Raw genomic sequence first — 21781 nt, 5'->3', positions numbered from 1 at the left:
GCGAGAAAGATTAAACTGGAGATACTCTTCCTACCGATTCTAACAGCAGGAGTAGAAATACGAGGGGAGGACTTTCCATGGTGAAGGTTGTTCGCGTCCTGTCGATCGGCGTCGGGATGTTTGGTTTATCGCTGTCCACGGGCTGCCAGGTATGCGATCGCTACCATGAGGCAGTCGATCCATGTGCCATGGAACGTTACAATTCCACGGCGCGTGCTAACACGATGTCTCTGTATGCTGCCCAGGTTCACAACGGGCACATCCTAGATCAGACGATTTTCAACTACAACTTTGAAGCAGAAACTGACAAGTTGAATGTTTCAGGGCTCGACAAACTGGATCAACTGGTGCGACGCCGTCCAGCGCCGGATTCCCGGCTGTTCCTGGCAACCGCTACGGACATACCGTACAACGCGGAAAATCCCACTGCTTTCTCGGAGAAGCAGCGAGATCTGGACGCCAAGCGAATCGCGGCCATCAAGAAATATCTGGCCTCCCGAACCGCGGGTCGTCCTACCAGCTTCGAAGTTTACATTCACGATCCGTCGGATCCGAGCATATCCGCAATTTCCGCTCGAAATGCGACCACGGCTCAGCTCAGTAATTACAGCGGTGGCGGTGGAGCGGCTGGTGGTGCGGCCGGCGGCGGCGCGACGGGCGGAGGCGGCGGTGGCGGTGGTGCGACCGGCGGTAACACCAATAACAACACCAACACTGGGAATACCGGCAACACCGGGAATGCGGGTAATACCGGGGGAACCGGTACTGGCACCGGCGTAACGCCTCGCTAGTAAAAACTTTTCGATAATTCTCAAGTTGCCGGGGAGTCATTAGACTCCCCGGTTTTTTTTATGCTATGTTTCATTTCAGATGTCCCATTATCTTTCCTGTTCACGCTAATGTTACTTCACAGTACGCCATACTTGTTCGGCCTTTCGGGAAGCTTCTACCTCTATTGGCAGAACTTTCTCAACTACTGGACGCACGTTCTCGTGACCGAGAACGGAATTGTGAGCATCGTGCTGCTGCTGGGAGCAGTGGGGATATTCATCATCACCCGCGGCCGCTGGCGCAGGTAATTATTGGGCTTTATCGCTTCGAGACTCAGCACAATGAAAACTAATTCGGTCACATCCGCCAGTCGTTCCCAAAGTCGAAGTTCTTCGAACTCGGACTGGGATTTCAACTCAGGGTTGGAAGGTCCGGTGATTCCAGAAACCCTGAAAGAATCGGGGCTTACAGAATCATTCGTCAACGACATGATTCTCAAGTCGATTTATATTCGCGGCTCCATGCTCGGACGGGATCTCGCACAGTTTCTCTGCCTGCCCTTTAAAATCATTCGCGATCAATTGAATTTTTTGAAAGGCGAAAAATGCATCGAAGTTCAAGGCGGGGATCTGGTTGGGGAAGTGAGCTATAAGTACGCCCTGACCGATCTGGGCCGTAAGCGATCCTCCGAAGTGATGCAGATCTGCGGGTACGTCGGACCCGCTCCAGTTCCCATTGAAGATTATGTGGAACAGACCTATCGTCAGGCGGTAACGGGAATTCGCTGTACTCCTGAGCTTCTGCGTCCTCCTTTTACCCACCTGGTCATCAAAGAAGATTTGTTCAACGCCATTGGCCCGGCAGTGGTTTCCGGAAAATCGGTATTCATTTACGGCCCTCCCGGAAACGGTAAGACCGCCATCGCCCGGGCGATCGGCGAATTCATGAATAACTCCGGCGGGGCGATTTATATTCCCTACGCTTTCATCGCCGATGGCCACATCGTTACTTGCTTCGATCCTTCGCTCCACGCCGTCGATGAAACGATCGACCTGCGTACAGATGATGGCGATGCAACGGTAAGAAGGTTACTCACCACTGGGAACATCGATCCCCGCTGGGTGCGCATACGCCGTCCAGTCATTGTGACCGGGGGGGAATTGACCCTGGATATGCTGGATTTGCGATTTAATTCCGAAGCGAACTTCTATCAGGCGCCTATTCACTTCAAAGCCAACGGTGGAGTGTTTTTGATCGACGACTTCGGTCGCCAGATTGTCAGTCCTAAAGAATTGCTGAATCGCTGGATTCTGCCGTTGGAAGACCGGCACGATTTCTTGACCGTTTCCAACGGTAAGAAGTTTGCAGTGCCGTTCGAACAGTTGATTATCTTCTCGACTAACCTGGATCCGAAGGATTTGGTGGACGATGCGTTCTTGCGACGTATCCGGCACAAGGTTCAGGTCCATGCCCCTACGCGGGATATCTACGAGAAAATTTTCAATAACTATTGCAAGAAGCTTGGAATGACCCCGACCCCCGAGGGAGTCGATTATTTGTACGAGCGTTATTACACCAGGGGGAGAAGCCCTCGCGCCAGTGATTGTCGCGATTTATTGGAGATTGTTCAATCAATCTGTCGATACAGACGGCATCCTGTGCATTTAACGCGCGACCTGATCGTCGAAGCGGCTGCGAGTTTTATCGCAGAATTCTAGGCTGGTACCGAACACCCCATATTCTCGAGAATCTAGGGTGGCGCGCACAGCGGTTCCACCCCGGGTTTTTCGAAGGACGATCACTTGAATTCGGGGGGATTCACGATGCAAGCACGGATGCTTATGTTGGTAGCTACGCCTATTCTCTTTTCCGCGGGTTGCATGAAACCCTTTCAGCGGGAAAATACTTCCGCCACTACTGTGATGAAAGAAGATGCTAATACTCGTCCCGAAACACTGGTAGCCGTTGGGGATGTCCGCGCGGAAGCAGCTTTACAGCCCAATCGCCCGACACATGAAAAGGATTCGCTGCAAGCTCAAGCCCTTCAAGCTTATCAAACGGCTCTGGATCATAATTCGACTCATTTACCCGCTTTGCTCGGCATGGCTCACGTTTATTCCAATATGCAGGATAAGGACAAGGCAATCGCGACTTACCAAACCGCTTTGAAAACGCATTCGCGAAATGCCGCAGTTTGGTATGAACAGGGTTGCTGTTACGGCCAATTCAAGGATTGGAACTCGGCGATCGATTCTCTGCATCAGTCTTGTCAGCTCGATCCGGACAACCGAGTCTACCGAAAAATGCTGGGGATGACTCTGGCTCGCGCGGGACGATTCGAGGAATCGTATGCCTGGTTGATCCGCTCGATGAGCGAACCGGATGCCCGCTACAACCTCGGCCGGATGATGATGCACTTGAATCAGGAAGCTCAATGCCGTGAGCAGATGCAGTTAGCATTGCAGGTAAATCCGAATTACTTTCCCGCCAAGGAATTTCTGAAGAGTATGAATGGAGAAGCTCAAGGGACTCCCGCGGGCGCGCCAGTAATGCCCGCCGGGTTTAACGAGCCGATTTCCTCAAACGATCCACTTGAGAGGCCGACCATTGCCTCTAACAGTATGTGGGACGACAGTCTTCTGCCAGCTCGTTCCTTTGCGAGTGTCCCTCAGTTGACCGCGCAACGCTAAGCCCAACTTTCTAAATCGAACTTCCCAAGCCAGGCTTCCAACGCCTGGCTTTTCGCTTGGAATGGCCCCCTTTTGTCTTGAGAGTCGCAATAAATCTTGTTAGTTTAATGCCATTCCTGCTCAGTATCGGGGTGATCGATTATGCGAGGGTTCTGTCTTGGCTTGCTCATCGTTTCCACAGGTTTCGTTAATCCGATAACTGCTCAGGAAATCCGGAAAGACGCACCGAAATCTCCGAAGAAAAATAACGAGGATTACAAGCACGGCCCCGATTCGCTGGTGCAGCCGGGTGTGCCGCAGGGAAAAGTCACTCAGTACAAAATGGAGAGCAAAGTTTTCCCGGGCACAGTTCGCAATTACGCGATCTACGTTCCGGAGCAGTACGATGGCAAGACACCTGCTTGTGTGATGGTCTTTCAAGATGGCAATGCCTACCTGAATACTAAAGGAGACTTCCGTGTGCCGGTTGTGTTCGACAATTTGATTCACAAGAAGGAGATGCCGGTTACGATCGCCTTGTTTATCGATCCGGGAGTAGTGCCAGCTAAGGAGCCGAAAGGGCGGTCCCGTGAGAACAGGAGCTTCGAATACGACACTCCCTCGCCGCAGTACTCCGAGTTTCTCGAAATGGAAATGTTCCCGCTTCTCGAGGAAAAGTACAAGATCCGCCACGATGCGGCTGGGCGAGCGATCTGCGGGATCTCCTCGGGTGGCATCTGCGCTTTCACGGCGGCCTGGGTGCGCCCCGATATGTTCGGCAAAGTGCTTAGCCACGTCGGTTCCTTCACCAATATTCGCGGCGGAGATATTTATCCGTCTTTGATTCGCAAAACCGAACGCAAGCCGATCCGAGTTTTCCTGCAGGATGGCGAGAACGATCTGGATAACCTTTTTGGCTCCTGGCCGTTGGCGAATAAGTCCATGGCCGCGGCCTTGAAGTATATGAATTACGACTACCAGTTTGTCTTCGGCACCGGAGGACACAGTGGTCGGCATGGCGGCGCGATCTTGCCCGAATCGCTCAAGTGGCTCTGGCGAGACACCCCTCCCGCTCCGGCGAAGTAATTAAGAAAGTGACGACAATGAAAAGCTTGCTTTTGGTTCTAAGCGGGTTTCTACTTTTCGCGTCGTGCGTGCAGTCCCAGGATATGCCTCTATCCACGATTCTCGTCGAGAATGAGAGCTGGAAGCTGGCCAAGACCGATCAGCTACCGGTCGAAAAGGTTCCCGTTTTGAAAGTCAAGATACCTCTGGAGTCGCCTGGAGTGTTTGGGCTCTGGAAGGATGGCGGAACTCTGGTAGTCGCCGATAAATCGGACTATCACCTCTGGGCTTACCGAGTCCAGTACGATGAGCAGAAATCAATTTGCCAATTGGACGCGGGCGACAAATGCTACGCCATGCAGGTGGCCCCGGGGCAGAAGAAATTGGAAGTTACCGCGATGGCCAGCGACTCGATGAACCGTTTCTATGCGGCTACTCCGGCGGGCATTCAGATTTTCGATCCGGGAGCACGATTGGCCGGCGTGATGGTGAATCCCTCGAAGAATCCGATTTCCCAGATGGGCTTTATCAGCTCGGGCGGCGATGCGGAAGATTTGATAATCGTAAAAGCGGGGTCGGAAGTTTTCACGCGGAAGCTGCAGATCAAGTCGAATAAGCCGGTACCCGCGAAAAAGTAAATGTCATCGAGAATCGAGCCGGTCTCATGCGACCTTTCCCCAAACCCGCCGCGACCGAGGAAACCGGACCCGGCGTGGCAGATTACGTGGTTACTGCCTTAAGCCCGATGCTGATCATGGGAGTGGTCGGCAGCCTCGTGTTTTTCCTGGCGGAAATTTTCTACGCGGGAAAGTATGAAAGCAACCTGCTTTACACGCTTTTTTTCTTCGTCTTCGGGATAGTGCTGGTCTGCCGGATATCGATTGTTGTGGATCCCGCCCGGTCAACCATGTATGGGCTGGCATTGAGTGGGGCCTCCCTCGTTGCGCTCATCGCCTATGTCAAATATCCACCGGATACCCTGGCCGGTAAGCTATCTATCCTAATCAATTGCGGTCTGCTGCTGATCGTCTGGTGGACCTCTCACAAACTGGTCCGGGACTGCACTCACATAGACGAACGGCGGGAATCAGCCGACAGGGGCTTGCTTTCTGCCGTGGGATTCGAAGGCAAGAAATTGCATGAAGAAGAGGAAGAGCCTGTCGAACCGGAGCCGGGGCACGACAATCCCTATACACCATCCTTGAGTTGGTGGGAACGATACCAGGAGTATCGCAAAAGGAAGGAATCAAAGCCGCATACGCCCGGGACGACCATCATCTACTTTGCGATGGCCGCGTTACCGATTTTCGGCTTGGGCCAGTCTCTGATTCCTCCCGGGGAAGGGGCTCGACGAAGCTTCGTTTTCCAGCTGGCGGCGGTCTACGTGGCCTGTTCGCTAGGACTTCTACTCACCACCAGCTTTTTGGGCGTCCGCCGGTACATTCGCCAGCGTGATCTCACCATGCCCAAGGCCATGACGGGGATTTGGCTGGGAATTGGGGCCGTATTGATTGCCGGCTTCATTGTCGTGTCGGCGATTCTGCCGCGCCCTTATTCCGAAACTCCGCTCGTTAAGCTCGATTTTTTGAATTCCACGGAACGGAATGCTTCCAAGAATGCAGTTCGTCGTAGTGGCGATGCCGGCAAAGGGGAAGGCCGAACCGGCGAACAGACAAAAGCCGGTGATGGTTCAGCAACCGCCAAAAAAGGCAACCCGGGAGGCAAAGGGGAAAAAGGCGAATCCAAGGAAGGCAGCGGCGACAAAGAGGGAAAATCGGGGAATAGTCGCGGCGATCAGAACAAAGGAAATCAAAATCAATCGGACGATTCAAAAGATCAAAAAAATGGTCCGAACGCGGCGAAGAAAGGCGAGCAGGGGCAACCCAACCCGGGGGAGAAAGGGCAGCAGACCCGGAATGAGCAGAAGGGCTCCAAAGATCAAAATTCGAACGAACAACAAAAGACGACTCAAAATCGCGATAGCAATCAGGACCGCGACCGGGACAGCTTCGAACAGTTTCAACAGAACCAGTTAGGCAAAGTATTCCAGAATATCGCGGCCTTCCTGAAGTGGATTGTTTTCGCGGTCGTGCTGCTGATAGTTCTCTTCATTATCGCTTATTTCGTGCTGAAAAATATCGCTCCGTTTACTAAATGGGCTCAAAGTCTACTCGCTCGAATCCAAGGTTTTTTAGATCGGTTGTTCGGCCGAGGGGCCGCAAAATCTATCGAGAAAGAACGGCCGGTTGAGGAACCGAAGATCACCTTTGCACAGTTTTCCAATCCGTTCGAAGACGGCAGCGCCCGCTCTCGAAGTACCGAAACGCTGATCCGCTATACTTTCTCGGCTATGGAGGCCTGGGCCAGTGACCGGGAGGCCGCACGCTCTGTCGATGAAACACCTCTGGAGTTCGCGGGACGGATTCAAAATCAGTTTCCCGATCTTGACCCGCAGGCTTTAAGGTTGGCGGTGCTGATTGCCCGGCTGGAATATGCGCAGGGCAATTTGCCGACCAATAGTAAAGATGCTCTAAAGAATATCTGGGCACAGATGGTGAGTTAGGTCCGAAAGTAGCTAAAGATGCCCTAAAATCTGCTGAACCTGAGCGAGTTTCGGACTGTCCCTCTTGAAAATCAAATCGGGGCGTGCATAATTTCTTTCTGCCGCTGGAGTGGCGAAACTGGCAGACGCGCCAGCTTGAGGGGCTGGTTCTCGCAAGAGAGTGCAGGTTCAAGTCCTGTCTCCAGCATTAAAAACTGAGGTTTGGGTCGTTCCGAACCCATGCCTCAGTTTTTTCATTTTAACCGTGAACAATTTCAAGATTACCCGCCTGAAAGCTGTCCGCAAATTGAGATTCAAATTTTTTTCGCGACCATCGATTAATGCTTTTGAAAAACTCGAGTGAAGTCACTCTGAGACCTCGAAGTGGAGACGTCTCTAGCCACGTTATTGATAACAATGGCCGCGATTCTCTAGAGGCCTCTCCACGAAGCTTACAGCGGGTTTTTTCAAAGGAGCCAATTCTAGAGGGAAATCTTTAAGTGCAGCGTTTCATCGGAATTCGGTCGTGGAGGAGATGCAAAACTGGCAGCCAGTTCGGATGTTATTGGCAGCCTGACTTAGGCTAAATCACCAGGTTTCGAGTCCATCATCAAAAAAACGTGGAAAATGTCTTCCCGCGTGGGGAGCCAATCATTGATTCCGACGCAGTCCAAAGCAACCGGAGCAATTTATCAGAGAGAAGATAGTTAACCGGGCCTATGAATTAAATGCACGTTGCTGAGAACTATCAGTAAACCCAAAAAATCGATTATTTCCCGCATGCCCAGGGAAGCGTTGACATCTGACTGCCTGCATAAGGAGGCTTCGAGTACCTTGAATTGGAGGCACTTGAATTGCATCGGGCAGCGACGAGCAAACCGGCTGAAAACTATTCTGAAGTAGGTCAGTCCTTTGCCATCTGGAGAGTTGAGCGACGCCATTTTGGCGTTTGGCTAAAGATACTTCTTAGTATTCCCAAAGGAATCAGAAAAATCTGGATCGGATTTGACCAGAACAGATCCGGCAGAACCAGAAAGCGATTTTTCTTGCAGAAATCGCTATTTAGCAAGGCTTTTTGGCGTCGTCCCGAAAGAAAGGTCCGACCTTGAACGGGTCAATTCAGACGAGAAATTATAGTATAAGTACTCACAATAGATCGATTGTAGTGAGATTCGAGACGAATCCAATTCATGAGTTCGACTCGCGATGGCACGATTGTTGCGATTTTTATAACTAAAGAACTCATCTCCCAGTTCTCTTCTCGTTCGTAAGGCTGGCTTTCCCGTTTCAATTGATAAGGCTCCACTAATGCCAGAACTTTCTGAAATCCTAGTAGCCGAGCGAAAATCGGACTTTAGCTCTTTCGAAGTACCTCCTCAAAAAGTGACTCTCGGGGTCCGGTTATTGACCTTAGTCGCAATCATTGTTCCGTTGCTGGGAGTGATGGCCGCTCCATTTTTTGTCTGGGGCTGGGGATTCGGCTGGACAGACTTGGGCCTGCTATTGGGTATGTACACTGTTTCCGCATTGGGAATCACAATCGGTTTTCATCGTCTTTTCGTGCATCGATCTTTTGAAACCTATGTCTGGATAAAGTTCCTCTGGGCGATTTTCGGCTCCATGGCGATTCAGGGAGCTTTATTCCAGTGGGTCGGCATGCATCGCAGGCATCACAAGTTCAGCGACCGGCCGGAAGACCCCCATACGCCGCACCATCATGGGAAGGGATTTTTGGGTTTGCTCAAAGGTTTTTGGCACGCTCATATCGGCTGGTTTTTTAATGCCGATCCGGCCGATTTCGAACACTATATCAAGGATTTAAAGAACATCCGGAGTCTTCGGATCGCGAATGATTTGTTTCCGCTCTGGGTGGCTTTGAGCCTGATTTTGCCTGCGGTGCTCGGTGGAATCATTTCCTCGAGTTGGATGGGGGCCTGGACCGGATTTATATGGGGGGGCCTGGTTCGCATTTTCCTGGTGCATCACATCACCTGGAGCGTCAATTCCGCATGTCATCTGTGGGGGATGCAACCGTATCACAGTGACGATGAGAGTCGGAATAATATCTTCTTCGGCATCCTGGCCATGGGGGAGGGCTGGCACAATACGCACCATGCCTTTCCCACCTCGGTTCGCCACGGATTAAGCTGGTGGCAGATCGATACCAGTTACTGGGTGATCCGAATGATGGCCTTTTTGGGTTTGGCTTGGAATCTCAAGCTTCCTTCCAAAGAGGCCCAGAGGAAAGAAAGACGAATTACCGCAAAGAGTTAAGCATTTTCCAAGCGGAACTTGCGGGTACCGATCGCCACGGCGACCACTGCTAAAACCGCGATCAGCCCCGCGCCCAGAAAGACCCGATCGCTGAAATAATTGCCCAAAAACAATTCCCGAATCGCCTCGACTAAATATCTGAGCGGATTGAGACGCGAAAGGGTATCCAGCCAGGAAGGGGCTAGGGACATTGGCAATAAGATGCCAGACAGTAAAAGAAGGGGGATGGTGGTGATGTTCAGGATCGGGGCAAAGGCATTCTCCGATTTTACAGTCAACGCGACGGCGTAGGAAAGTGATGCCGCGGTAATTGCCAGCAATCCGACTAAAATCAAACTCGCCAGTACGCCGGCGATCGGTGCTCGCAGCCCAAAAGCGAAGGCCGCAATGATCAAAACGAGAGTTTGCAACTCGAGAACGAAAGCATCTCGTAGAACACGCCCTAGCAAAAGCGCCAGGCGACTCACCGGGGTCACTCGCATGCGTTCCAGCAATCCCATCCGCCATTCACTGATGATCCCAAACCCGGCGAAAGTCGTACCGAATAGTCCCAACTGAACGAGAAGACCTGGTACGTAAATCTGCAGGGAATCGCCTTGAGGAAAGCCCGGTTTCCCCGCAAATCCGATCAATAAAGGGGCAAACAGACAGAGATAGAGAATTGGTTGAATCAGGCCGATTATCATCAGCACCGGATTGCGCAGAGCCTGATAGACATGGCGTTGAAAAACTAGAGAGATATCGCGCACGGTTTCCATCGATATTCCTTAAAACGCTGAATTTCGTTCCATTTGAATTTTGCGGCTGCTTTTTTACTTGCCGGTCTTTGCGATCTCGTCGTCTCGAAGCGATCGACCGGTGAGCGTCAAAAAGACGTCGTCGAGCGTCGGCCTCGATAACTGGATGGAAGTTAAAGGCACCTGAGCAGTATCCAGAGCTCGCAGAACATTCATCATCGCTTGACCACCGTCGTCCACGTTCAGGTGCAAGGTTTCTTCCGAGAGAACTGCTTTTCGGATACCGGGTAGAGCGGAACAAATTTTTCGAGCTTTTTCCAGCTCGGAAGAGAGTTCAACGTGGATGACATCACCGGAGACCTGTCGTTTCAATTCCTCTGGAGTGCCTTCGGCCACGATCTTGCCGTGATCGATAACTAGTATCCGATCGCAGAGAGCGTCGGCTTCATCGAGATAGTGGGTGGTGAGAAAGATCGTCGTATTCGATTTGTCGCGTAACCGGCGAATGTGGTCCCAAAGATTAGCCCGAGCCTGTGGGTCCAGGCCAACGGTCGGTTCGTCGAGAAACACCAGTGGTGGACTGTGAACTAAACCCAAAGCGATGTCGAGCCGACGTCGTTGGCCTCCCGAGAGTGTGCTGCTACGCCGAGATTCGAGACCGGCCAGGTCCAACTCTTTACAAAGTTGTTCGGCTCGCCGGGCCGCTTCGGTTTTATTGATGCGGTACAGCCGAGCCTGATAAATCAACTCTTCCGTTACCGTGGCGTCCGGAGCGGCAGAACCTCCTTGCGCGACATAGCCTATCTTGCAGCGAACGGCTTCCGGGTCCGAAATTAGATTACAGCCCGCAACCTCCGCTGTCCCTGAGGTGGGACGGAGCAAGGTGGTGAGGAGTCGGAGCGTAGTGGTTTTCCCGGCGCCGTTGGGGCCCAGGAAACCGACAATCTCCCCGGCCGAAACCTGGAAATCCACTCCGCGAACTGCTTCGACCGTTCCCCGTTTGGTCTGGAAGGATCGCGCCAGACCCTTGGCATGAATCATCAGCATATTATCCCTGGCCTCCCGCAGACTCCGGCAGAAAATTCATCGATGCTCTGATTTGATATGGTTCCGGCCAGATTTTCAATGCCGGTAGCGAATTGCCGGAAGCCGACTAAAATTTCACCGACATTCCTATGGCCTGGCGACGGCTCGCTGCGTGAGCAAAATACCCCAGCATTTCTTCAGATTTAATCTGAAAATTGAGGGCGGGCAGCAACCGCATTCAATTTCACTTTTCGCCGAATTTTAATTTGTTCGGGTGCTATATATCAAAAGGACTCGAAATCCTTAAACCCAGACGAATAGTGAATAATTCGCGGAGATTGGTGCATGATCCTCTCCAGTGCCGTGCTGTCGAGCCTTTACAGCCGCAAGGGAACGAGTACTCCCCTCGTAACTATTTTGGGCCTGGTTTTCGGAGCGATGAGCTTCTTTCTTGCCCGGGAAGGAATGCAAAAATATTCCTCATCCAAGGCAACTGAGAACAAGGAACTCTGGAAAGAAATCCTCGTTCAAAATCACTTTCGGTTTATGCTCCCGAATAAAGTGCGGCCGACGGAAGATACCATTTCCGGAATGGAAATAGTTACTTATTCTCTCCAGCCAGAAGAGAATACCATTTTTAAATTCGCTTACACCAAGGATAAGATCCTCTCCGAGTTGTCTACTCGCTCGGAAGTAGCGGTCCTGGATGATGTCTGCATGAGTTTTATGCAGAGCTTGCGACGGGATATTCCCACCATACGGGAGGTGAGCCGAAAGTCGATCAAACTCGGCGATTCTCCCGGAAAACAATTGGTGGCGGAATATACGCGTCGGCAAGTCAAATTTTTGGTTCGCGCCTATGTGATCGATAAGCAATTATTCGTTCAGCTCATCGGCGGCGTCGGGATGACTGAAGAACATCCGAACGCCATCAAATTCTTCGAATCTTTCAAAATCCTGGATTCGGATTCTTAACCCTCCGAGATTCTCAGTTCCGCCAGTCTTCTACGAGGAATTTCGCTTCGCAACTGCTGGTCCTCCAGCAAGTTACAGCTCAACTTCCCAATTCTCGAAGTTTTCCGCGATACATTTCGGTCCTTCCGCGCAAATAGGATAGTAACAACACCCCAAAAGACCGGTAGTTTACCGGCAAGAGGTTTTTGCGGGAATCGATTCGATTACCGCAATCGAGGCCGTCTCGAATGCGAAGCTACGGATCCCCGATTTATGGATGAGAACCAGGCACGTACGGTTGTTCGAGGACTGCGGGAGGGGCATACCCACGCCTGGCAGTCCTTGTACGATTGCTACGCACCGCGAGTCTGGCACGGCGTGGCCCGCTTATTAGGCTCCCAATCAGCGGATATTGGGGACGTGGTTCAGGAATCTTTGATGGCCGCCGCCCGTTCCATTCGAACATACGACGAATCGAAAGGAACTCTTTGGGTCTGGCTCTGGGGCATTACTCGACTGCAGGTGTCCCTGCACTTCCGAAAGTGCCAACAGCAGGCCCGATTGAATCGGCCCGAATGGCTAGCGGCCAGTCAAGGGCGACTGGCTCGCTGGTTGGAAGGAAATGATTCTCTCGCCCCCGATCTGCTGGAATCGGCCGAGTTGCAGCAACTCGTCCGAACCGTTTTGATCGAGTTGCCCGACGATTACGCGGAATTGTTGATTGCGAAATATTTAGAGGATGAACCCATTCTCGTCATTGCGGAACGGGAGCGAACCACCGAAACGGCCGTGCGCTCCAAACTGGCTCGCGCCCGGGAAGCCTTTCGAGGGATTTTCAAAAAGCTCACGGGCGAGACCATGACTGATGCTGAGGCTTGCCATGAACATACCTGAACCTCGCCCGAACGAAGATCAAATTCAGGCTCTGATGAAGTCGTTGAACGGCTCGATTCCGACGCCCGATCCCGCTTATCTGAATCGTTTACGCGAACAATCTACGCAAATATTCCTCGAGAGCCAGAAGGCCTCGACCTCTCCCCAATCGAGAAAACGAATCATGTTTATTTCGAGTTTCAAATGGACGGCTAGCGGACTAGCCGCCTTGTTAGTTATCGGATTAGTTGTTGCACGCTGGGTGGTCCCGCTGTTTCCCACCGATCCGCCTGCGCCGGAAGACAAATTCGTGCTGGGGGAAAAATTGATCGATGATGGTAGAATCGGGAAAATTACCGATTCCCAGGGACTCGTGACGGTGAAACCCGTTCAGCAGGAACGCTGGTCGCCAGTAACTCCACATTTAGTACTCAAGCCGGGCGATCTGGTAAGAACCGATGCGCGGGGAGCCAACGCCGCTTCCGTCCGGCTCATCAATTCTAGTGGGTTAATTGTAGGTCCCCATTCGACGGTCGAACTCGTGAAACCAACCGAGATACGACTCTCTTCCGGGGAACTCGAACTCATCCCGGCAGCGAATGCACCCATTGAACTGGTGGGGCCGGATCTTCAGAAAGTGAGCGTGGCTACCAAGAAGATCTTCCGCATTGAAAAGGAAAAACTGGTCGCCGTCGAGCAGGAGCCACTCTGGCTGCAGGGATTCAAAGGAATTACGGCCAACGAATCGATCGGCTCGTTGATTGCCAATCTCGATGGGCGAAGCACTCCGCTGACGGTCGGTTACCACCACGTTCAAGTAGACATTCGCGATCAGATCGCCCGCACGACGATTGAGGAATCGTTCGTGAATCATACGCCGGGGGTTCTGGAAGGGGTTTTCTATTTTCCGTTGCCAGCCGATGCTTCGATCTCCGGCTTCGGCATGTGGATCGGCGATAAACTCGTGGAAGCCGATATCGTTGAGAAGGAGCGGGCACGTGAAATATACGAAACCATTCTCCGTGAAAAACGCGATCCCGGTCTGCTGGAGTGGGCCGGGGGGAATATGTTCAAGGCCCGGGTCTTTCCGATAAACGCCTCATCAGAAAAGCGAATCAAAATCACCTATACTCAGGTTCTGCCACTCCAGGGGAATAAGTACCGCTATAGCTATGGCCTCCAGAGCGAATTGCTGAAGCAACATCCTCTTCGCGAGTTGAAAATCGACGTCCAACTGCATTCGGCGCTCCCCATCAAAAATATCTCTTCACCCACGCACTTAAGTCGGATTGCCAAGACGGAGCATTCGGGAAAAGTGGAATTCACCGCGCAGGAATATACGCCGACACGAGATTTTGAAGCGGTTGTGGAACTGGAAGGGCGACAGTCCGAGGTGGTGGTCATTCCGCATCGTCGCGGTGACGACGGCTATTTTATGGTTCAACTGATGCCGCCGGGTTCGGATGGGATCTGGGAACGGCCTTTAATTCCCAATAGCGAGCCGCTTCGATTGCTGATTCTGGCCGATACCTCGGCTTCCCTGGATAAGAATCAGCGTGCGGCCCAAAAAACTTTCATCGCCTCTTTAGCCAGTGCGCTCACCGAAAAAGATTTCATAAATTTTGCTACCTGCGACGTGAATACCAACTGGCTCTTCGACAACCCACAACCGGCCACCGCCACCAACATTGCCTTAATTCAGAATACACTGGCCAAGCGGAAATCACTGGGTTGGACCGATTTGGATCGCGCTTTTGGCTCGGCCCTGACGCAAACCGACGCAAAAACGCACGTCATCTACATTGGCGATGCGGTTCCCACTACGATTGACGCCGATCCGATTGCATTCGCCAAACGTTTGAATCAAATTGCTTCCAATAAGCCGGGTACTTTTCATGCGGTAACCGTGGGAAATAGTACCGAACCCGCGGTACTGAAGGCTATAGCGTCGATCGGCGGCGGTTCCATCCGAAGAATTTCGAGCGAACATGGCCCGCAAATCTCGGCACTCGAACTCCTTCGCGAAATAGCGTCGCCGGGAATTCGCGATCTCAAGGTGGAGTTCCAGGGGATTCGTACGGCCCGAGTCTATCCAGAGGAGATTCCGAATCTTCCCAGCGGTTCGCAGCAGATCCTGCTCGGCCGGTATCTTCCGGAAGGGAAAGATCAAGCCGGAGAGCTGATCGTTACCGGGAAATTGGGTGGCAAGCCTGTACGGTATACCACCAAAATTTCGCTGCGGGACGCCGAAGCGGGTAACTCATTTATCCCTCGTCTCTGGGCTCGCATGCATCTGGATAAACTCCTGGAGCAGGGCAGTTCCGAATCGATCAAACAGGAGATTATTGCCCTCTCGGAGGAGTTTCAAATCATCACTCCCTACACATCGCTGCTAGTGCTTGAATCGGATACGGATCGCGCACGATTCGCCGTGAAACGTCGGTTTCAAATGCGCGATGGAGAAAAATTCTTCGCTCTGGGACAGGATAATTCCTCTTTCGAATTGAAGCAAAAGCAGATGCGTCTGGCCGGGGATTATCGGATTCAGCTTCGTAAGCAGGTTTTGTCGCGACTGCTGGGATTGGGGCGAGTGAACAACGTGATTCCAAATCGGGAACTAATGATCAGAAACCCCCGAGCTTGGGCCATGGAAGGCGCCCCCGAAAGTGATTCGCGAACTCCTGAAGAAATTATCGAGATCGCAGGTTTAATCGACGACAAAAAACAAGATGCAATTTACGGAGAAGAGTTCGGCATGAAGTTACCCTCCCTTCTTGGAGGTGGCGAAAAGGACCTTAAAGAGATCGAATCTCCTGCTCTTGGACTGGACGCGACTGATTTGACGCCATCACCCTCAAAGAGTGAAAGTGAGATCGACTCCACCGAATTCGAAGAGCCAAGGGACAAGCTTGCACCACTCAGCGAGCCTGTTTCTGAGAACTTGTTCCTCGGAAAACGCTTGCAGCGGTCGATGCCCGCTGGACGAACCGGTTTCGGAGGAAGACTAACCGATTTGTCGATATTGAATTTGATGTACGACCGCAGACGACTGCAATTTCCCACCCCTCCAAGACCAATCTGGTTGGATTCTCTATTCCCCCAAGTGATAGCGCGAACTTCAGAACCGCGTGTGATTAAGTCGCACTGGTCCAAAGAAGCGATTGAGCTTTCCCAGAGCCTTTCCCGATTGGAAAAGATCCGAACACTCGCAGGAGGAGTCCAAGTAACCGCGCAGATCGACAACTTTGATACGGACAGCAATGAATTGAAGGAACGAAGCCACGAGATGACCCTTCTCTCGGGGAATGCCTGGTTGACTTCTCTGCAACCTGATGGGGGCCCGGGGATTATTTCCTGGTCGGATGAAAAGGTAACGGGACTTTATCACACGGCGTTCCAACTAGGTCGTACTCGCGCCAGTGCTAAGAGCGATCTGCTCTATCCGCAGGTCCGATTTCACGATTATTCCAACGGCCTACTTCATATTGTGAATTCGAATCAGTTGGCTACTGTCGAAAAGATTAACGCCGAACGATCGGTTCTGATTCTCAAGATTCCGAACTCAAAGGATAGTGAAGTTCGTTATATCATCGACACCAGCCGACACGTGGTATTGAGCGTGGAATATCGCGCCAAAGAGAAGATCACTTCATCTATTCAAATCGGTGATTTTATCGAAGTCGGTGGCCAGTGGTGGGCTCGCAAGATTGAAACGATTAATGAAAAGGGAGTGGTGGTTTCTCGAGTCACCCTGCAAGTTGCGGAGTTAGCCAAGCCGAATTTTGCTCAGAAAATGAAAGATGAGCTTCGTCTTATAGAGCGGGGGATTTTTCTGCCTCGGAAGCTCCCCTCGGTTCAGGAAGCGAAGGCCGCCGTGCAGGAGGGGAAGGCGACTCTCATCGAGCGAGCTGTTTTAACTATTCACTTCGCCAGTTCTCAGCGCTGGGCTATCGCTCAGGAACAACTCTCCGAATTCGAGAAGCTCACGGCCACTAAACCGGGACTGCGATTCCTTGTAAATTCCTTCCTGATGGCCAGCCGGCAGCATGAGCCATTGAAAAATCGTTTGTTGGAAGATGCCCGGAACCTGGTGAATTCCCAGGATCCCAAAGTGCAAGCAAATGCCTATTTTCTCGCTGAGCACAATTACTCGCAAGCGAACCAGATTCTGGAAGCGAATGAATTGATACAGGTTGAAGCTATGGTTAAAGAGCTGTATTATCGCCAACCGGCCCAGCTAAAAGCTCCGATTCTCTGGCGGACCCGCGAGATAAATCTGATTAAACTCACGGGACAACTGACTCGGGCGCTGGAACTTTCCCGTCAGCTCACTTTGGAATATCCCAAGGAATATCAGGTTCAGCACGAGCATGTCAAAAATTTGATTGAAGCGGATGATTTTGAAGCCGCCGACAAATGGCTGCAGAAGATTCTGGTACCTGCCGCGAACTGGAATAAGCGCCAGGAAACCGATTTGCATGATCTGCTGTTCCAATTTCTGAAACAGCGCGGCCGCTATCGCGACCTGGCCACGAATCTGGCCGGCTGGCTAAAAAACGACTCGGAATCTTATTCTCACTACGCCCTCTATTTGCAGTCCCTGGTCCGAAGCAATCAGGTAAAAGAAGCCAAAGATAAAGTGGTACTCTGGTTGAACGAAGGGGAGGCGAACGGGGAACTCACCCCCGCGGCTCGCGCTCGGCTTGAGGCCGCAATCCAATTCGCCTGCAGCCAGATGGTAGATATTTATCTTTCGCGATTCGATGAAAGCTGGGTTCCCGCCCTGGAGAAGTCGGCACGTCAACTGTCGCGATTCGATGATCGGCTTCAATTCGTGAGTACCATTTTCAATTCACGTTTCAACTCCACGGAAGCAGCCTTGGCGCTACGTAAAGAGTTTGCCTCCAAGCTTTTCCAAGATGCAGAGACTATGTCAATAACGAGGATAGAACATCTGGTTCGTTGGGTGAGCCCGGAACTATCAAATTACGAGGCCCAGTTGAAGAAATTGCTGGAAACGCTCACCCGTCGTTGGACGAGCGAGAAGAATCCGGAACTGAAGCATCGTATTGGAGAAGTAATTCTGAGTCTTTTGTCTCGGGAGGCGGGAGATCGGGATCTGGAGTTCGTGCGTCGGGAATATCGGGAAGGTCCCGAACAGTACCGTTTGCTTTATGCGGAGAAATTATTCGCATTGCTTTTGGCTCATAGCTGGACGGATGCGATCGAGAAGGAATGCTTTATTCTTCTCGACAAGTTGACTGAGAGCGACGAACCCGAGCAGAAATTGGCGAGTTACGTCAGCCACTTACTCCAACTTACCAGTGCAATGCTGAAGTCCCGCGAAGGCGCTCTGAAGAAAACTCTGGAGCACCCGGAGCGACTGACTCGAACGGAATTGCAAAAGAAGAATCTGGAATTCCTTCGTCTGGCACGGGAAGGATATTCCAACCGCTTGAACGAAGAAAGTCAGAAAGCGGCGCCTCCGTTCGCGCTTTGGTTGCGAGCGGAACGTCACTGGCTGGATATTCTACTCGAGCGAAATCTCGAGCAGGTGGCTGAAGAATGCTGGAAGGATTTCCGGCAATCCTTACCGCACGCAAACCTCGATGAGGAAGAGAGCCTGAATCTGCGATTGGCGAGAGCTCTGCAGCAGCGCAACCTGATCATGTTGGAAAATTTGGCCACTCGTAAAGGGGCCAAGCCGGAACCAGGAGAACGCTTGCTGCAGTATTTTGACTTGCAGATGAAGGATCACAAGGAGGTCGAGCGTTGGCGAGCTGAGAAATATCTGCTGTTAATCGGTCTGGATCGCACCAAGGATCTCGAAAAAGATCTGACCGCCTGGATCCGGGACACTGCCGCGAACGGTGTGTGGGTGGTCGCATTAGGATATCTCCGCGCCGAACAGGGGAATGTCTCCGAAGCGATCAAGCTCTTCGAGCAAATCCGAGATACCGGAGATCTGGGACCCGCCGACTACCAGACTTTGGCCAATTATTACCTGGTGGAAAATAAAAAGCTCGAATCGGATCAGGCTAAGGTTGCCGTGTATAAAACGATGGAGGAATATCAACTCAGTCAGATCATTTATGTTCAGCTGCGACCCTGGCAGTATGCGAATGGAAACCTGCCGACTCATTTGGACCCGGAAGTTCTTTACATATTCCGGGCTCTCTTCGAAAAGTCGGCCACGCCGCAGAATTATCTCTCGCAATTGCAAGCTTTCTATTCCGCCTGCCGAGACTTCCGGTTGCTCCAGATGCTGCCCGATGCCGTCCTAGGCCATACGGCGGGGGAGGTCCACCCGTTCCTGCAGGGGATGCGGTCGGTGTTAGGCGAAATTCGCGACGAAGCCGTGGTAGATGAGATTGTCCAAAGAATTCAAATAGTCCGAAAGGATGCCAAAACTCCGGTCGATCGCCGGGCTTTGGATATCCTGGAACTGCTAATCGAAATTCGAGCGGCCGCTCTGCAGAATCAGGCGGGCCCGCACATCGATAAGGCGTACGAAGCGCTAAGCCGAGCTTTCCAGCGCGAATGGACGCCTGGCGAACCGCGGCTGATGGCAAGTCTATTGGCTTCGCTGGGGCAACTGTCTCCTGAGAAGTTACGCCATGAGCAGTTCCGACAGTTGAACGAACTGCTGGCTAACGCGAAGATTGGTTCTTCGGATCGACTGCACATCGCTTATAGTTTGTCGCAAGTGCAGGCCGACTTTCCACGGACGGCCGATCTCCTGCAAGCAGCTCTGAAGGAATTCGCTGAAGCAAATGGCGGTCGCTTGCCCGTCGAGGCGAATCCGATCATTTCCAGCTATATTTCCAATCTGGAGCGACTGAAACATCACACGCAGGCTGAAACCTGGATTCAAACTCAGCTGGAAAAACCAGCCTCGCAGGATCAGAAGAACTGGTTTCGCTTCGCGCTGATCGATTTGTACAATCACGCCCTGCGTTACAAGAGCGAAGTTGCTTTGGGAAGCGGGGAGAAACTTTTCCAGGCGATTCAACTGAGGATTTTCAACGAACTGAAGGAACCCGATCTGAATTTTCAGTCGGAAATGATTCAAAAGGTGGGCGAAACTTTCTCAGCCGCTCACGACACGCATTTACCCTCGGTAAAGCAGGCTCTCCGAGATTTCGTTTCCCGGAAGTTGCTGCCGTTGCTGAAAGATCAGTACGACTCATACCCGAATCTATTGCCGCGGATGTGTGAGTTGGTTCACACGATCAATGGTCCCAAGGATGCTCTCGAACTCATGATCAACTCTCTGGAGAATGAGCCAGCCTGGATCGCCTATTCGAATCAGGACAGCTGGAATATGAACATTTACCGAATCAGTCAGTGGCGCGAGGAGGCCCAAACGCTTGGAGAACTGGAACCGCGGCTGCTAAAACTCGTGCTGAAGGAATTGCGACAGGATCTGCGGTCGCACTCGTCGCGAAATCGAACGATTTACGATATTCGATACGGTTATTTCTGGACTGAGAAGGCCAGTGATTTTGTCAAAATGGCTGAGGAGATTTACGGTGAGCAAAAAAATAGCAGTAACGGCGTTGAGTACGTGGCAGATTACTTGTTCCACGGAGTACGGAGTTACCCTCGGGCCATAGAGATGCTTTACGACGCTCGAAGTCGCAAAGTGCTTGCCGAATCTGGCTTAGCCAAACTGGCAGAATATCTTCAGCAGCAGCAACGCTTTGCCGAATCGATTGATATTCTGCTTCCGCTGGTTGAAAAACGGCCCGACTACCTCGATTATTACGTCCGGCTCATGCACGCTTACTATCGGACGAATAAGCCCGCGGAGCTTCGAGTCTGGCTGAAGAAAACTGACGAGCTATTCCTTCAAGATAAAAAACGAACGAATAACGAGGGAGCTCGTCAGTCGATCCTGAGCGCGCTGGCTTCGAGCACTCTCGAGAATCACCTGTACGTCGAATCGGTCGCCTATTTTGAGGAACTTATTCCGTCCTACCAGCGATCGGCTCGCCGACGGGGAATAGGGGATGGTACTCTATCGAAGTACTACGCCGACGAAGCTAATGCTTACGCCGGTTTAGGAAAAACCAAGGAAGCTATCGATAGGGCCAGCGCCGCGATCGTCAGCTGGGGATCCCGGATTGATCAACGCAAATCGGCCCTGGATCAGTTGGTTAATGTGATCGTGACTTCACCGAATCTGGAAGCCTACATTGCAGAACTGGATAAAGAGAAGCTGCAAAGCCCGATTGTCCGAAAGGCGATCGGTTTGGCTTACATTCTAAAGAATGACTTTACTCGCGCGATTGTTCAATTGCAGCAGGCTGCTGAACTGCAGCCTCAAGATGCGGAGATTTATCAGTCTCTGCTCACCTGCTACGACAAGATTAACGACAAGGAAGGAGCTATCCAGCAGTTGTTGCAGGCGGTTGAAGTTTCGCGGCGGGACCTCTCTCTCTTCCAAAAACTTGGGGATCGTTTCGCGGAACTCCGGGAATCGGCCGAAGCCGAGCGAGCGTATACCTCGATAGTGGAGATGCAGCCCAACGAATCCGAATGCCACACGCTGCTCGCCGAGATTCGCGAAAAGCAGGATCGCTGGACAGAAGCGATAGAACACTGGCAAAAGGTGGCTAAGCTCAGATCGCTGGAACCGACGGGATTATTGAAGCTGGCCAATGCCCAGATCCATGAAAAGGCCTGGTCGGCGGCCACGCAGACGCTGCAGAAAATCCGCTCGCAATCCTGGCCAGATAGATTCAACAACGTTCAAGTTCAGGCTCAGGCTCAGGCACTCGAACGTCTGATACCGCAACCGAAGGATAAATAGACGAACAACGGTGTGGCACTCGATTGGAGAGCGTCGGGTGTCACACTAGTTGTGT

At 52.0% G+C, this 21781-nt stretch carries 13 protein-coding genes and 1 tRNA gene; 12 read left to right on the top strand and 2 right to left on the bottom strand.

The window, feature by feature from the left end:
* Positions 1-77 precede the first annotated feature (77 nt).
* The 9 genes from KIH39_RS09825 (at position 78) to KIH39_RS09785 (ending at position 9321) form a co-directional block, all read left to right on the top strand.
* Positions 78-791: a hypothetical protein gene (locus KIH39_RS09825; protein ID WP_213499154.1), complete on the top strand. Its 714-nt coding sequence runs from the start codon at positions 78-80 to the stop codon at positions 789-791.
* A 108-nt stretch (positions 792-899) separates the two neighbouring features.
* Positions 900-1079: a hypothetical protein gene (locus tag KIH39_RS09820; RefSeq protein WP_213499153.1), complete on the top strand. Its 180-nt coding sequence runs from the start codon at positions 900-902 to the stop codon at positions 1077-1079.
* Positions 1080-1205: 126 nt separating this feature from the next.
* Entirely contained in the window at positions 1206-2489 is a 1284-nt protein-coding gene (locus KIH39_RS09815) for an ATP-binding protein (protein WP_246539631.1), read from the top strand.
* A 105-nt stretch (positions 2490-2594) separates the two neighbouring features.
* Positions 2595-3461, top strand: coding sequence for a tetratricopeptide repeat protein (locus KIH39_RS09810; RefSeq protein WP_213499152.1), 867 nt, complete (start codon positions 2595-2597; stop codon positions 3459-3461).
* 141 nt (positions 3462-3602) lie between these two features.
* The gene (locus KIH39_RS09805; RefSeq protein ID WP_213499151.1) at positions 3603-4526 is read left to right on the top strand and encodes an alpha/beta hydrolase; all 924 of its coding nucleotides are present in this window, start codon (positions 3603-3605) and stop codon (positions 4524-4526) included.
* A gap of 17 nt (positions 4527-4543) precedes the next feature.
* Positions 4544-5143 carry a YncE family protein gene (locus tag KIH39_RS09800; RefSeq protein ID WP_213499150.1) on the top strand — a complete coding sequence of 200 codons (600 nt, stop codon included), beginning with the start codon at positions 4544-4546 and terminating at the stop codon, positions 5141-5143.
* Positions 5144-5169: 26 nt separating this feature from the next.
* Positions 5170-7068, top strand: coding sequence for a DUF4129 domain-containing protein (locus tag KIH39_RS09795; protein ID WP_213499149.1), 1899 nt, complete (start codon positions 5170-5172; stop codon positions 7066-7068).
* Between the two features lie 103 nt (positions 7069-7171).
* A tRNA-Leu gene (locus tag KIH39_RS09790) sits at positions 7172-7255 on the top strand.
* Between the two features lie 1100 nt (positions 7256-8355).
* Complete coding sequence (locus KIH39_RS09785; RefSeq protein ID WP_213499148.1) at positions 8356-9321, top strand: acyl-CoA desaturase; 966 nt, start codon at positions 8356-8358, stop codon at positions 9319-9321.
* Here the strand turns inward: KIH39_RS09785 and KIH39_RS09780 are convergent.
* Positions 9318-10079: an ABC transporter permease gene (locus tag KIH39_RS09780; protein ID WP_213499147.1), complete on the bottom strand. Its 762-nt coding sequence runs from the start codon at positions 10077-10079 to the stop codon at positions 9318-9320. The two genes, KIH39_RS09785 and KIH39_RS09780, sit on opposite strands and share 4 nt — an antisense overlap.
* Before the next feature lie 54 nt (positions 10080-10133).
* The gene (locus KIH39_RS09775; protein ID WP_213499146.1) at positions 10134-11099 is read right to left on the bottom strand and encodes an ATP-binding cassette domain-containing protein; all 966 of its coding nucleotides are present in this window, start codon (positions 11097-11099) and stop codon (positions 10134-10136) included.
* A 330-nt stretch (positions 11100-11429) separates the two neighbouring features.
* Here KIH39_RS09775 and KIH39_RS09770 point away from each other — a divergent pair, with 330 nt between their 5' ends.
* The 3 genes from KIH39_RS09770 (at position 11430) to KIH39_RS09760 (ending at position 21726) form a co-directional block, all read left to right on the top strand.
* Positions 11430-12059, top strand: coding sequence for a hypothetical protein (locus KIH39_RS09770; protein ID WP_213499145.1), 630 nt, complete (start codon positions 11430-11432; stop codon positions 12057-12059).
* Positions 12060-12311: 252 nt separating this feature from the next.
* Positions 12312-12932: an RNA polymerase sigma factor gene (locus KIH39_RS09765; RefSeq protein ID WP_213499144.1), complete on the top strand. Its 621-nt coding sequence runs from the start codon at positions 12312-12314 to the stop codon at positions 12930-12932.
* On the top strand, positions 12919-21726 hold the full coding sequence (locus KIH39_RS09760) for a VIT and vWA domain-containing protein (protein WP_213499143.1): 8808 nt from the start codon (positions 12919-12921) through the stop codon (positions 21724-21726). Before KIH39_RS09765 ends, KIH39_RS09760 begins: the two co-directional genes overlap by 14 nt.
* Positions 21727-21781 lie beyond the last annotated feature (55 nt).

Origin of the sequence: Telmatocola sphagniphila (assembly GCF_018398935.1) — a bacterium.
GTDB lineage: Bacteria > Planctomycetota > Planctomycetia > Gemmatales > Gemmataceae > Telmatocola > Telmatocola sphagniphila.
This window is presented reverse-complemented; position numbering and strand designations above follow the sequence as displayed.

Excerpts from the sequence above, each read along its gene's own strand:
- KIH39_RS09805 (WP_213499151.1), top strand. The coding sequence starts at position 3,603 with ATGCGAGGGTTCTGTCTTGGCTTGCTCATCGTTTCCACAGGTTTCGTT.
- KIH39_RS09765 (WP_213499144.1), top strand. The coding sequence starts at position 12,312 with ATGGATGAGAACCAGGCACGTACGGTTGTTCGAGGACTGCGGGAGGGG.
- KIH39_RS09810 (WP_213499152.1), top strand. The coding sequence starts at position 2,595 with ATGCAAGCACGGATGCTTATGTTGGTAGCTACGCCTATTCTCTTTTCC.
- KIH39_RS09780 (WP_213499147.1), bottom strand. The coding sequence starts at position 10,079 with ATGGAAACCGTGCGCGATATCTCTCTAGTTTTTCAACGCCATGTCTAT.
- KIH39_RS09775 (WP_213499146.1), bottom strand. The coding sequence starts at position 11,099 with ATGATTCATGCCAAGGGTCTGGCGCGATCCTTCCAGACCAAACGGGGA.
- KIH39_RS09820 (WP_213499153.1), top strand. The coding sequence starts at position 900 with ATGTTACTTCACAGTACGCCATACTTGTTCGGCCTTTCGGGAAGCTTC.
- KIH39_RS09760 (WP_213499143.1), top strand. The coding sequence starts at position 12,919 with ATGAACATACCTGAACCTCGCCCGAACGAAGATCAAATTCAGGCTCTG.
- KIH39_RS09785 (WP_213499148.1), top strand. The coding sequence starts at position 8,356 with ATGCCAGAACTTTCTGAAATCCTAGTAGCCGAGCGAAAATCGGACTTT.
- KIH39_RS09770 (WP_213499145.1), top strand. The coding sequence starts at position 11,430 with ATGATCCTCTCCAGTGCCGTGCTGTCGAGCCTTTACAGCCGCAAGGGA.
- KIH39_RS09795 (WP_213499149.1), top strand. The coding sequence starts at position 5,170 with ATGCGACCTTTCCCCAAACCCGCCGCGACCGAGGAAACCGGACCCGGC.
- KIH39_RS09800 (WP_213499150.1), top strand. The coding sequence starts at position 4,544 with ATGAAAAGCTTGCTTTTGGTTCTAAGCGGGTTTCTACTTTTCGCGTCG.
- KIH39_RS09825 (WP_213499154.1), top strand. The coding sequence starts at position 78 with ATGGTGAAGGTTGTTCGCGTCCTGTCGATCGGCGTCGGGATGTTTGGT.